Below are 13,550 nucleotides of genomic sequence, written 5' to 3' on the forward strand. Positions count from 1 at the left end.
TGTCCGGTTCCCGTGCCCTCAAGGAGGCACCCGTATGGGAAGAACCGTGCGACCGGGGCGGCTGTTCGTCGGCACGCTCGTCGCCACCACCACACTCGGGCTCACCGTCCTGTCCGCCCCGGCCTGGGCCGGCGGCCGGCACCAGATCGCCGACAGCACCCCGCGCTGGTTGCCGCACGCGCGTGCCGTCGGTGCCACCCCGCAGACCAGCCGGGTCGATTTCGGCGTGCTGCTGACCATGCGGAACCGGGCCGGCGCCGTCGACACGCTGCGCGACGTGTCGGACCCGGCCAGCGCGCACTACGGCGACTGGCTGACCTCGGCGCAGTTCCGGTCCCGGTACGCGCCGGCGGCCTCCGACGTGTCCGCGGTGCGGTCCTGGCTCGCCGGCCAGGGTTTCCGGGTCGGCGACTCGCTCGGCGGCGGCATGTACGTGGAGGCCAGCGGTACCGCGAAGCAGGTCGAGCGGGCGTTCGCGACGACCCTGAAGACGTACTCGTACCGCGGCGTGCGGGTGCGCTCCAACGACGGCGCGCTGTCGTTCCCGGCGGGCACCCCGGCGCAGGTCACCCGCGCGGTGGCCGGCGTGCTGGGCGTCGACCAGGGTTCCCAGCTGCACAAGCCGGCCGACGCGGCGCCCGGCCCGCCGGACGGCGCCCGCTACGGCGTGCACGTCCAGCCCTGCTCGGACTACTTCGGGCAGCGCACCGCCACCGACCAGCCCGCCGCGTACGGGAAGCACCAGCCGTACACGTCCTGCGGGTACGGGCCCCAGCAGTTGCAGTCCGCGTACGGGGAGAGCGCGTTGCTGCGCGCCGGCATCACCGGCCGCGGCGTCACCGTGGCGATCACCGACGCCTACGCGGCGCCGACCATCTACGCCGACGCCCAGCAGTACAACAGGGTGCACCACCAGCCGCGGTTCCGGCCCGGCCAGTTCCGGCAGATCACCCCGGGACCGGACGGCTACGACATGATCGCCGAGTGCGGCGGCAACGGCTGGTACGGCGAGGAGACCCTCGACGTCGAGGCGGTGCACGCGATGGCGCCGGGCGCGAACGTCGTGTACGTCGGGGCCAGGGACTGCGCGTCCGGTCTGGACGACGCCTGGGCGAAGACGATCGACGACCATGTCGCCGACGTCGTCACCAACTCGTGGACCGACGGCACCGACGACGTGTCGCTGCTCGGCCAGGACTACGTCGACTTCTACGACCAGTTCTCGCTGGAGGCGGCGCTGACCGGGATCACGGTCAACTTCTCCTCCGGTGACGCCGGGGACCACACCGCCGGCGGTACCGAACCGGGCGCGAAGACGGTGGAGTTCCCGGCCGACGAGCCGTACGTGACCGGCGTCGGCGGCACCAGCATCGGCATCGACGCGCACGGCCGGCGGATCTTCGAGCACGGCTGGCAGACCTCGTACGCCAACCTGTCCGGCGGCTCCTGGGGCGCGCTGCCCGGGCCGTACTCCTCCGGCGGTGGCGGCGGCACCAGCGTGCTGTTCGACCAGCCGTTCTACCAGCGGGACCGGGTACCGGCGGCGATCTCGGAGACGAACGGGGGCGCGCCGATGCGCGCGGTGCCGGACATCTCGATGGTCGGCGACCCGAACACCGGCATGGTGGTCGGCGAGACGCAGGTGTTCCCGGACGGCACCTACTTCGACCAGTACCGCATCGGTGGCACCAGCCTGTCCTCGCCGCTGCTGGCCGGCGTGGTGGCGATGGCCGACCAGCTCACCCGGCACCCGCTGGGGTTCGTCAACCCGGCCTACTACCGGCTGCTGCACACCCCCGCGCTGTACGACGTGACCGCGCCGCGCGCCCCGCTCGCCGAGGTGCGCACCAACCTGGTCGACGGCGTCGACACCACGGCGGGCAAGAGCTACCAGTTGCAGACGATCGACGTGCAGACCAGCACGATCCACAGCACCCGCGGCTACGACGCCGAGACCGGTGTCGGTACCCCGCAGGGGCCGCTGTTCTTCGCCGGCCTCGCCGTCACCGCACGGCACTGAACGGGTGGGTGGTCGGTCCCGGTGACCGGCCACCCGCGGTGCCCGGCGGCGGGCCGTAGGATCGGTGGTGATGGATGATCCTTCGCCGTTCACCGAGACCACCGGTAGCGCGCGGTTCGCCGCGTACCGCGCGCTGACGGCCGACGGGCCGGTACGCCAGGTCACGCTGTTCACCGGCGTCCGGGTCTGGGTGGTCGCCGGGTACGACGAGGCCCGCGCGCTGCTGACCCACCCCGGGGTGGTGCGTTCCACCGACGAGGTGCCGCACCGCGACGCGCTGCCGGCCGAGTTGGCCGCCGCGATGAACACCCACCTGCTGTCGGCCAACCCGCCGGAGCACACTCGGCTGCGCGCCCTGGTGTCGGCCGGCTTCACCCGCGGCCGGGTCGCCGAGCTGGCGCCGCGCATCGCCGGCCTCGCGGCCGATCTCGCCGACGCGATGGCCGCCGCCGACCCCGCCGGGTCGGTCGAGCTGGTGACCGAATACGCCTCTCCGCTGCCGGTCGCGGTGATCGCCGAGCTGGTCGGGGTGCCGGCAGTCGACCGGGACGCGTTCCGGCACTGGTCGTCGATCGTCAGCTACGGGGCCGTGTACCCGGCCGACGTGTGGATCGGCGCGACCCGGGAGATGGTCGACTACCTGCGCGGCCTGATCGCCGCGAAGCAGGCCGCGCCGGCCGACGACCTGCTCTCCGCGCTGCTCGCGGTCCGCGCCGACGACGGCGACCGGCTGTCGGTCGACGAGCTGACCTCGATGGTGTTCCTGCTGCTCGCCGCCGGGCACGAGACGACCGCCCACCTGATCGGTACCGCGGTGTACCAACTGCTCACCGCACCGGACCAGCTCGCGCTGCTGCGGGCGGAGCCGGACCGGCTGCCCGACGCGATCGAGGAGCTGCTGCGCCTCGACGGGCCGGTGCAGTCGACTATCCCGGCGTGGACCACCACCGAGGTACGGCTGGGCGACACGACGATCCCGGCCGGTCAGGTGGTGCTCGCCGCGGTGCTCGCGGCCAACCGCGACCCCCGCCGCTACGCCGAGCCCGACCGGCTCGACCTGCACCGCGCACCGGCCCGGCATCTCGCGTTCGGCCACGGTATCCACCACTGCCTCGGCGCGCCGCTGGCCCGGCTGGAGGCCCGTATCGCGCTGCGCACCCTGCTCGACCGGTTCCCGCGGCTGCGGTTGGCCGACCCCGGCAGCGAACCGGAGCGGCATCCGGCGCTGCTGTTCAACGGCCTGCGCGCGCTCCCGGTCCGGCTGCACTGAGCGCCGCTCAACGCCGCCGGTCGTGCCGCACCGCGAGCCGGGCGGCGAGGTCGTCGATCGGCACCGGTGTCCGGCTGGGCCGGATCGCGAGCAGCAGCAACGCCATGCCCAGCCCGCACAGGGTGGCGAGCAGATGGCCCAGGTCCCAGATCGTGCGGTGCACCAGCACCGGCGTCAGCACCGCGAGCAGCATGACCACCGCGCCGGCGATCCGCAGCCAGCCGCGCAGCACCACCAGCGCCGCGGCGCAGCACCCGACCATCACGTAGCTGACCCCGACGTCGGTGGACACCGCCAGCGAGCGCGGCGCCGCGCCGGTACGGATCGCGTGCAGCTCCACCACCGCGGTCAGCAGCGACCCGAGTACGTGCCCGGCGAGGCCGACGAGCACCAGCCGGGGCGTGCCGTACCGGCGCTCGGCGTACGCGACGACGACGGCGAACACCGCGAGGTAGCCGACCAGCCCGGCGCCCCGGTCGGCGACCCACAGCCCGCTCGCCACCAGCACGCTGATCGGCTTGGCATGCAGGCGTACCAGGTTGGTGGACTGGATCGTGGTCAGCACGGTGATCAGTCGCGGCGGCGCGGCCCGCTGGACGAGCGTGGATGCGGTGAAGATCGCGCAGTAGCCGAACGTGGCGGGTGCGGTCAGCACCCAGGCGTGCAACCGGCCGGTCCACCGGCCGAGCCGTCGCACCATTCGCTCGGCCGGCGCAGCGACGCGCGCCACCGCGCGCAGCAGGTACCAGAGGATCGTGACGGCGACGAGCACCGCGACCGTGACCATTCACCCAGTCTGGCCGCCGGGGCGCCGGGCCGGTGCGGATTCGCCCACGGCCACGATCCGGGCCGCCCGGGCCAGGCCCAGCCTGACGCACCCACCCCGGCACGGCCCGGACGCACGTCAGCCGGCGCGGCCCGGACGCACCACCCGGAGCGGCGTGGATGCACCTACCCGGCGCCGAGCCGCGCTGCGCGCCGGCCCGGCGCCGGGACAGGACCGCGCCGGCTCGACGCCGACGCGGGTGGTCAGCCGGCCGCCGGTGCGCTCTGCGCCCGCGCCGCGGCCTGGGCGCGCTGCGCAACGTCGCGCAGGTGCTGCTCGGCCTCGGTGCTCAGCGAGGTGTGCAGGATCTTGCCGCCGAACTGGTACTGGGCGAGTTCGCCGGCGACCTTGTCGATCGTCACCTGGTCGACCAGCACGAACAGCGCCGCGGTCCCGGGGCGCAGCTCCGAGCCGACGTTCTTCATGAAGCTGTCGTCGACCCCGACGTCGGTGAACTTGCCGGCCACCGCGCCGCCGGCCGCGCCCAGTGCCATGCCCAAAAACGGCGCGAAGAACAGCAGCCCGATCAGGCCGCCCCACAGCGCGCCGCCGGCCGCGCCGGCACCGGTCAGGTTGCGCCCCTGGTGCAGCTTGACCTTGCCGTCGGGTTGCGCCTCCACGATGGCCGCGTCCCGGATCGAGATCAGCCCCTGTTTCTGCAGCTCGAACAGCTTGTCCCGAGCCTGTTCCGCGGTGCCCACGTCACGGTAGGCGATTGCCGCCAGATCACTCATTCGTCCCCCCGGATACGTCGTGACCGACGCGTCGATCCTAGGGCGGCGGACCCGCCGACAGATCGATACGGGGAAATCCGGGTGCGCCGGTCACGGCTGGAAGCGGTAGCCCATGCCCGGTTCGGTGATCAGGTGCACCGGCCGGCTCGGGTCGGCCTCCAGCTTGCGGCGCAGCTGCGCCATGTACTGCCGCAGGTACTGGGTCTCGTCCCGGTAGGTGGGCCCCCACACCTGCTGCAGCAGCTGCCGCTGGCCGACCAGCTTGCCGGGGAAGCGCAGCAGCGCCTCCAGCAGCTGCCACTCGGTCCTGGTCAGGTGCACCGCCTCGGCCGGCTCGTCGGTCCGGTACACCCGGCGGCCGGCGAGGTCGACGGTGTGCGCACCGATCGGCACCGCCGGCGCCGCCTCGGCCGGGCTGCGCCGGCGGGTCACCGCACGAAGCCGGGCGACCAGTTCCTCCATGCTGAACGGCTTCGTCACGTAGTCGTCGGCGCCGGCGTCCAGCGCCTCCACCTTGTCGATCGCGTCGGTGCGGCCGGACAGCACGACGATCGGCACCGGCGTCCAGCTGCGCAGGTCGCGGATCAGCTGGGCGCCGTCGATGTCCGGCAGCCCCAGGTCGAGGATGACCAGGTCGGGATGCTCGCCGGCGGCGGCCCGCTGGGTCTGCGCGCCGTCGGCCGCGGTGACCACCGTGTAGCCGCGGGCGGTCAGGTTGATCCGCAACGCCCGCACGATCTGCGGCTCGTCGTCGACGATGAGTACCCGGGTCACGACGCCTCCCCGTGCGGCCGACCGGCCGCCTCCACGTCATCTCGGTGCACCCGCCGCCAGTCGTCGACCCGCCGCAGCGCCGCGTCGGCCGGCTGCTGCTCCGCACCGCCGACCGGGAGTTCGACCACCGGCAGCCGCAGGATCATCGTCAGCCCACCGCCCGGAGTGTGGTCCGGGTCCAGCGTGCCGTGCATCGCCTCGGCCAGCCCGCGCGACAGCGCCAGACCGAGCCCGACGCCGGTGTCGTTGTCCCGGTCACCGAGCCGCTGGAACGGCAGGAAGACCGTGTCCCACTTGCTCGCCGGAATGCCCGGTCCATGATCGATCACCCGTGCCTCCACGTAGCCGGCGTGCTCGCTGACGGCCAGCTGCGGTGGCCGGTCGGCCGGGCTGTACCGCAGCGCGTTGCGCAGCAGGTTCGCCAGGATCCGCTCCACCAGGACGGGATCGGCCCGTACCTCCGGGATGTCGTCCGGGATGCGCACCGGTACCGGCCGGCCCGGCGCACCGAGCTCGTCCAGGGCCGCGGCGGTCGCCTCGGCGATGCTCATCGGCTGCGGCCGCATGGCGAGCGCGCCGGCCTGCAGCCGGCTCATGTCCAGCAGGTTGTCCACCAACCGGTGCAGCCGGTCGAGCGACTCGGCGATGGTGTCGACCAGTTCGGCCCGGTCTTCGGCGGACAGGGCGAACCCGGGGCTGCGCAACCCGTCGACGGCGGCCATCGCGGACGCCAGCGGGGTACGCAGGTCGTGGCTGACGGCCGACAGCAGCGCGGTCCGCAACCGGTCCACCTCGGCCATCGACCCGGCCGCGGCGGCCTGCTCGGCGAGCCGCTGTTCGCGCAGCGCGAGCGCGGTCTGGGCGGCGAACGCCTGCACCACCCGGCGGTCGGCGGCGGCGAGCGGCTGCCCGCGCAGCACCAGGCTGATGTCGTCGTCGACCACGATGTCGGCGTCGGCCTCGCCGGGGGTCAGGCACGGCTGGCCGCCGACCGTCGCGGCAACCGACCAGGCCTGCCGGTCGTGCTGCACGTCCGGGCTGTCCGGTACGTCCGGCCGGCGTTCGAGCAGGCTGACCGAACGCAGCCGGTAGGTCTCCCGCAGTTGGTCGAGCAGCTCACGCACGGCGTGCGAGCCGCGCAGCACGCTGCCGGACAGGGTGAACAGCGTCTCGGCTTCGGCCCGCGCCGCCGCCGCCTCCCTGGTCCGCCGGGCCGCCGTGTCCACGGTGACGCTGACCGCCACCGCCATCGCCAGGAACACGGCGAGGGCAAGCATGTTCTGCCGCTGGCTGATGGTCAGGGTGTGGAACGGCGGGGTGAAGAAGAAGTTGACCAGCAGCGAGCCGAGGACGGCGGCGGTCAGCGCCGGGTACAGCCCGCCGACCAGCGCCACCACGACGACCCCCGCCAGGTACAGCAGGATGTCGCTGGTGAGGGTCAGCTCGGCGCGGAACTGGGTCAGCCCCACGGTCAGCAGGGGCAGGCCGACCACGGCGAGGGCGAACCCGAACAGCCGGCGGCGCCCGCTCAGCGCTCCCGTCGAGGTGGTGCCGCCCTGACCCCCGTGCACCCGCTCGTGGGTGACCAGGTGTACGTCGATCGCCCCGGAGGCCGCCGTCGTGGTGACGCCGACCCCCCGGGACAGGATCTGCGCGAACCGGCTGCGGCGGCTCGCGCCGAGCACGAGTTGGGTGGCGTTGACGCCGCGGGCGAAGTCCAGCAGCGCGGTCGGGACGTCGTTGCCGACCACCTGGTGGTAGGTCCCGCCGAGGTCCTCGATCAGGGTGCGCTGCCGGACCAGGTTGGCCGGGTCGGCAGCGCCACCGGCCAGCCCGTCGTTGCGGCTGACGTGCACGGCGAGCAGGTCGGCGCCCTTGGTACGCGCCGCGATGCGGGCGGCGCGCCGGATCAGCGTGGCCCCTTCCGACCCGCCGGTCAGCGCGACGACCACCCGCTCCCGGGTCTCCCACGGCTGCGAGATGCGGTGCTCGGCCCGGTACCGGTCGAGCTGGTCGTCGACCTTGTCGGCGAGCCAGAGCAGCGCCAGCTCCCGCAGCGCGGTGAGGTTGCCGACCCGGAAGTAGTTGGCGAGCGCCGCGTCGACCATGTCGGGCCCGTAGATGTTGCCGTGCGCCATCCGGCGCCGCAACGCCTCCGGTGTCTGGTCGACCAGCTCGATCTGGTCGGCCCGGCGCACGATCGCGTCCGGCACCGTCTCACGCTGCGGCACCCCGGTGATCTCGGTGACGACGTCGTTGATCGATTCGAGGTGCTGGATGTTGAGCGTGGTGATCACCGTGCTGCCGGCGGCGAGCAACTCCTGGATGTCCTGCCACCGTTTGACGTTGCGGGAGCCGGGCACGTTGGTGTGCGCCAGCTCGTCCACCAGCACCACGTCGGGCCGGCGGGCCAGCAGCGCGTCCAGATCCAGCTCGGCGAAGCGCGCGCCGCGGTAGTCCACGGTGGCCCGTGGCACGACGGGCAGGTCGCCGATCATCGCCGCGGTCTGGGGCCGACCGTGCGTCTCGACCAGGCCGACCACCACGTCGGTGCCCCGGTCCATTCGGCGCCGGCCCTCCTCCAGCATCCGGTAGGTCTTGCCGACGCCCGGCGCGGCGCCGAGGTAGACGCGTAGCTCGCCGTGGGACATGCCGAGACCGAACCTTCCGAACCCTGTTACTGTCAGTTACTGCGATAAGGGTACTTCGGGTCCAGGTCCGGTCCGCCGCCAAGGCGGTACCTGCGGTTCCGCGCCCGGGACGGTCGGGTGTGGCCCGCGGCCGACCGGCAGGCGGTGTGGCCACCCCGGCAGGTACCGGGGGTGGCACACTCGGGGGCCGGCGGCGCGGCCCGCGGCGGCGCGACGTGCCCGCCGATCCGGGACGGTGCGCACATCGCGTGACGGCCGGGACGAACCGGAGGGCGGGGCCCGCGCGATCCGCCGCGCCCCGGAGTGCCGCGCTCCGACGAGCCGCGCTCCGGGGCACCGCGATCCGGGGCGCCGAAGCACGGCCGTCCGGTGGCCGGTGCCGGGCACCAGGCCCGGCACCGGCCGGTCACGTGGTCGGCTTGGAGAGGTCGTAGACCGTGCTGCCGCCGACCGTCTTCTTGGTGAAGTGCGCGGCCACCCAGCTCTCGATCGAGCTGCTGGCACCGGCGCCACCGGGCCCGCCGCGGCCACCACCCATCCCGCCGGGGAGGTAGTACCGGATGTCGCCGGCCGCCACGTACTTCTCGAACTGGGCCAGGGTCGGGTAGGCGTCGCTGCCGGAGAAGCCACCGATGCCCAGCACCGGCGCGCCACCGGAGGCGAGCTCCAGTTCGGCGGCCTGCTGGGTGCCGTTGGTCGCCGCCGCCCACCGATACCCGTGCGCGTTCTTCAGCAGCGTCGCCACCGCGCCTGCGACCGACGCGGCACCGCCGGGGCCGCGGGTACCGGCCTGCCCGCCGGTATCCGGCTGCCCGGCACCGCTGCCCTGGCCGGAGTCGCCCTGGCCAGCGCTGCCCTGGCCGGAGTCGCCCTGCGTGCCGGCGCCCTGGCTCGGGCCGGTACCGGTAGCGCCCCCCGGCGGTTGCCCATTGCCGCCGGCACCGCGGCTCCCCTGCCCGGGCATCCCGCCCGGCGCACCGTTGCCGGTACCACCGCTGACCCCGGTTCCGTTGCCGCCGCGGGTGCTCCCGTTCCCCGGCACGCCGCCGGTTCCGGGGCCGGCGCCGGCGAAGCCGTACCGGTTCCGGACGCCCAAGCCACGCCCGCCGCCGGGGAAGCCACCCGTGCCGCGGCCGCTCGGGCCCGCGGTGGGGATGCTGCCGGTGTGCGCCGTCGCCGCGGTCTGGGCCGCGTAGGCGGCGGGTGCGCCGATACTGGCCAGCGCCAGCACCGGTACCGCGACCAGCGCCACCCGACGCACCCACCGGCCGGGTATCACCAGCCAGCAGACGCCGGCCGCGGCGGCGACCAGCACCGCGTAGCGCAGCCACGGCTGCCACGACGGCGCCCGGCCGAGCAGCTGGTACGACCAGATCCCGGTCACCGCGACGAGGGCCGCCAGCACCACCCGGGCGCCGGTGCGTTCCCGCCGTTCCCACCCGGCGTGTACGCCGATCGCGAGCACCGCGGCGATCGCCGGCGCCAGCGCGACCGAGTAGTAGGGGTGGATGATCCCGGACATGAAGCTGAACACCGCCATGGTGACCAGCAGCCAGCCGCCCCACAGCACCAGCGCGGCCCGGGTGCGGTCGGTGCGCGCCGCCCGGCGGGTCAGCCACACCCCGGCCACCAGCGCGAGCAGCGCCGCCGGCAGCAGCCAGGAGATCTGGGTGCCGAACGTGTCGGAGAACATCCGCAGCGGCCCGGTCGCCCCGCCGAACATCGAGTTGCCGCCGCCACCGGGCCCGCCACCGCCGGGCAGGCCGGCACCGGTGAAGACCTCGCGGGCACCGCCGGGCAGCCCACTGCCGGCGCTCGATGGCCCACCGCCCGGCATCCCACCGGCACCCGGGCCGCCGCCCGAGCCGCCGGTGATGCGGCTCAGCCCGTTGTACCCGATGGCCAGTTGCAGCAGGCTGTTGTCGGTCGAACCGCCGATGTACGGGCGGGACCCGGCCGGCCACAGCTCGACCAGCGCGACGTACCAGCCGGCGGAGACCACCAGCGCCGCACCGGCGGCGAGCAGGTGGCCGATCCGGCGGCGCAGCGAGATCGGGGCGGCGACCAGGTACACCACGGCGAACGCCGGCAGCACCAGGAACGCCTGCAGCATCTTGGTCAGGAAGCCGAACCCGAGCGCGGAGCCGGCGAGCACCAGCCACCACATCGAGCCGCGCTCGATGGCCCGGGTCACCGCGTAGGCGCCGGCCACCATCAGTAGCACCAGCAGCGCATCCGGGTTGTTGAACCGGAACATCAGCACCGCCACCGGGGTCAGCGCGAGGATCGCGCCGGCAGCGATGCCGGCCGCGTACCCGGCGACCCGGCGCACCGCGCCGTACAGCAACGCCACCGAGGCGACACCCAGCAGCGCCTGCGGTACCAGCATGCTCCAGGAGGAGAAGCCGAAGACCCGGCCGGACAGCGCCATCAGCCAGATCGACGCCGGCGGCTTGTCCACGGTGATGCCGGAGCCGGCGTCGACGGCACCGAACAGCAGCGCCTTCCAGCTGATCGTGCCGGCCTGCACGGCGCCGGCATAGAACGAGTTGGCGTAGCCGTTCGCGGACAGGTTCACCAGGTAGAGCGCGGCCGTACCCAGCAGCAGCACTGCCAGCGCCGGGCGCACCCAGGCCGGCCGGTTCGTGGTGCGGGCGAACGCCGCCCGGATCGGGGTGGTCAGCGTCGTCGCGCTCATCGGCAGTCCCTCCGGATCGCAACGCATCGGGCCGCGCCGGCCCCGTGGCCGGCTCGCTGCCGCCTGCTCATGCCTGCTCCTCTGCGTCGTCGGTACCCAGCGGGTGTCCGCTGCCCGGCGCAGGCGCGGTACCCAGCGGAGGTTCGGTGACCGGCGGGAACTCGCTGCCCGGCGCAGGCGCGGTACCCAGCGGAAGTTCGGTGACCGGCGCAAGCTCGGTGCCGTCGGCGAGCGCCGGCCGCACGCTCAGCTCCGGCGGCGGCGCACCCGCACCGGCCGGCCGCACACCGGTACCGGCGCCGGGCCACCCGTCACGGTCCCTGGGGCGGGCGGGCGCGGGCCAGCCGCGGCCGAACACCCAGCCGCGCAGCAGCACGAACCGCAGCGCCGTCGCCACCAGGTTGGCGGCGACCAGTACCGCGAGTTCGGTCGGCCGGCCGGGTGCGGTCACCGCGTGCAGTACCGCGAGCGAGCCGCTGGTCAGCGCCAGCCCGAGCCCGAACACCAGCAGCCCCTGCAACTGGTGCCGGCCGGCGTACCGGAGCCCGGTCACCCCAAAGGTCAGGCGCCGGTTGACCGCGGTGTTCGCGATCGCGGTGAGCGCCAGCGCGACACCGTTGGCCCACTGCGGCCCGACCGGGCCGCGCAACGCGACGAACAGCAGCAGGTAGGCCACGGTGCTGCCGACCCCGACCGCGGCGAACCGGACCAGCTGGTGGAACAGCCCGGCCGGTACCCCCGGCGTCGCCGGCTCGATCGGCGCCCGGCTCAGCTGCCGGCGTACCTCGGCGAGCGGCAGCCGGCCGGTCGCGAGCGCCCGGCCGACCCGGACGATGCCCTTCAGGTCGGCGATCGCGGTCGCGACGATGTCCACCCGGCTGTCCGGGTCGTCCACCCAGTCGACCGGTACCTCGTGCACCCGCAGCCCGGCGCGCTGGGCCAGCACCAGCAGTTCGGTGTCGAAGAACCAACCGGTGTCCTCGACCAGCGGCAGCAGCTGCGCGGCGACGTCGGCCCGGATCGCCTTGAAGCCGCACTGGGCGTCGGTGAAGCCGGCGGCGAGCGTACCGCGCAGCAGCAGGTTGTAGCAGCGCGAGATCACCTCCCGCTTGGTGCCCCGCAGCACCCGGGAGCCGCGGGAGAGCCGGGTACCGATGGCGAGCTCCGAGTGGCCCGAGATCAGCGGCGCCACCAGCGGCAGCAACGCGGCGAGGTCGGTGGACAGGTCGACGTCCATGTAGCACAGCACGGTCGCGTCGGAGGCCGACCACACCGCGTGCAGGGCCCGGCCGCGGCCCTTCTGGTCCAGGTGCACGACCCGCACCTGCGGGCGCTCGGCGGCGAGCCGGTGCGCGATCGCCAGCGTGTCGTCGGTGCTGGCGTTGTCCGCGACGGTGATCCGGTACCGGTACGGGAACGTCTCGGCCAGGTAGTCGGTGAGCCGGCGCACGCAGGGCGCCAGGTCGTCCTGCTCGTTGTGGACCGGCACCACCACGTCCAGTACGGGTCGGTCGGCGTGCCGTGCCGCCGTGTCCGGCGACGGCTCCCCTGCGGGCGTCGCGTACGTCGATGTGACCATGCCGCCGACGGTGCCGGGGGCCATTGTGCCGTCCATGAGGCCGACCTGTGCCCCGCCTGTACATCCGGAGTGCCGGGATTCACCCGCATTTACAGCGGCGTGGCGGCTCGCCCGGGACGCGGCCGTCCCGACCCCGGTCCCGGGCCCCAGCCGCCCCGACCGGGGCCCGGGGAGCGGCCGACCCCCGGCCCGTCAGCGGTTCTTAACCGTTTGCGACCCGGAACGGGTGGCGGTTAGCTTCGCCGGCATGAGACCGATCGCCGAGGGTGACATCCGCGCCTCGTTCGTCAACTGCAGCAAGGGCGAGGCGAAGCGGTTGGCGCTACCCCGCGACCTCACCACCGTCTCGTGGGACGACCTGGACTTCCTCGGCTGGCAGGACGGCGCCGCACCGGACCGCGCGTACCTGGTCGCCGAGTTCGGCGCCGCACCGGTCGGGGTGGCTTTGCGGCGTGCCGCCGGTGGGGCCGGGCGGATGCGGCGCACCATGTGCTCGCTGTGCCTGACCACGCACACCGCCGGCGGGGTGTCCCTGCTGACCGCGCGCCGCGCCGGCAAGGCCGGCCAGCAGGGCAACTCGGTCGGGCTGTACGCCTGCAGCGACCTCGCCTGCTCGCTGTACCTGCGTGGCAAGAAGGAGATCTGGGCCGCGAGCCGGCTCCAGGAGTCGCTGGGCGTACCGGAGAAGGTCGACCGGCTCGTCACCAACCTGACCGGCTTCCTTCGCCGCGTCACCGCCTGACGGCGGCGGGCGGTCGCCGCCTCGACGAGAGCTGACCGGCGCGTTCGACCACGCCGCGCCGTCGACACCGCGTACGGGCTGCTGGTCGACCGGGCCGTCCTGGACCTGGTCGCGATCGGTGGCGCGCTGCGGGTGAGCAGGGAGAGGCGGGAAGCCGACCGGCCCACCGGGCAAACCCCGGGCACCGGACCTGGCCCAGCACGTGCGGCGGTCGCCCCGGCGCCCAGCCCGCGCCGGCAACGAAGAAGCCCCGTTC

The 13,550-nt window shown here is 74.1% G+C and carries 8 protein-coding genes and 1 pseudogene; 3 read left to right on the forward strand and 6 right to left on the reverse strand.

What is annotated here, in order from left to right; all coding sequences use genetic code 11:
* The first annotated feature begins 34 nt into the window (after positions 1-34).
* Positions 35-2,020 (forward strand): S53 family peptidase, encoded by a 1,986-nt coding sequence (locus tag Athai_RS15710; RefSeq protein ID WP_203962165.1) that lies wholly within the window; start codon positions 35-37, stop codon positions 2,018-2,020.
* Between the two features lie 70 nt (positions 2,021-2,090).
* On the forward strand, positions 2,091-3,290 hold the full coding sequence (locus Athai_RS15715; protein ID WP_203962166.1) for a cytochrome P450 family protein: 1,200 nt from the start codon (positions 2,091-2,093) through the stop codon (positions 3,288-3,290).
* Between the two features lie 7 nt (positions 3,291-3,297).
* On the opposite strand, the gene Athai_RS15720 is transcribed toward Athai_RS15715, so the two are convergent.
* From Athai_RS15720 to Athai_RS15745, 6 genes and pseudogenes are all read right to left on the reverse strand, one after another.
* Positions 3,298-4,077 carry a rhomboid-like protein gene (locus Athai_RS15720; RefSeq protein ID WP_203962167.1) on the reverse strand — a complete coding sequence of 260 codons (780 nt, stop codon included), beginning with the start codon at positions 4,075-4,077 and terminating at the stop codon, positions 3,298-3,300.
* A 242-nt stretch (positions 4,078-4,319) separates the two neighbouring features.
* Positions 4,320-4,850: a DUF1269 domain-containing protein gene (locus Athai_RS15725; RefSeq protein ID WP_203962168.1), complete on the reverse strand. Its 531-nt coding sequence runs from the start codon at positions 4,848-4,850 to the stop codon at positions 4,320-4,322.
* A gap of 90 nt (positions 4,851-4,940) precedes the next feature.
* Positions 4,941-5,624: a response regulator gene (locus Athai_RS15730; protein WP_203962169.1), complete on the reverse strand. Its 684-nt coding sequence runs from the start codon at positions 5,622-5,624 to the stop codon at positions 4,941-4,943.
* Entirely contained in the window at positions 5,621-8,275 is a 2,655-nt protein-coding gene (locus Athai_RS15735; protein ID WP_203962170.1) for a DUF4118 domain-containing protein, read from the reverse strand. The genes Athai_RS15730 and Athai_RS15735 overlap by 4 nt, the downstream gene beginning before the upstream one ends.
* Positions 8,276-8,681: 406 nt before the next feature.
* On the reverse strand, positions 8,682-10,973 hold the full coding sequence (locus Athai_RS15740; RefSeq protein ID WP_203962171.1) for an ArnT family glycosyltransferase: 2,292 nt from the start codon (positions 10,971-10,973) through the stop codon (positions 8,682-8,684).
* Between the two features lie 364 nt (positions 10,974-11,337).
* Positions 11,338-12,552, reverse strand: a pseudogene (locus tag Athai_RS15745) (bifunctional glycosyltransferase family 2/GtrA family protein); the annotation flags it as partial.
* Between the two features lie 247 nt (positions 12,553-12,799).
* Here Athai_RS15745 and Athai_RS15750 point away from each other — a divergent pair.
* The gene (locus tag Athai_RS15750) at positions 12,800-13,294 is read left to right on the forward strand and encodes an FBP domain-containing protein (RefSeq protein WP_203962173.1); all 495 of its coding nucleotides are present in this window, start codon (positions 12,800-12,802) and stop codon (positions 13,292-13,294) included.
* The last annotated feature ends 256 nt before the right edge of the window (positions 13,295-13,550 follow it).

Source organism: Actinocatenispora thailandica (assembly GCF_016865425.1).
Taxonomy (GTDB): Bacteria; Actinomycetota; Actinomycetes; order Mycobacteriales; family Micromonosporaceae; genus Actinocatenispora; species Actinocatenispora thailandica.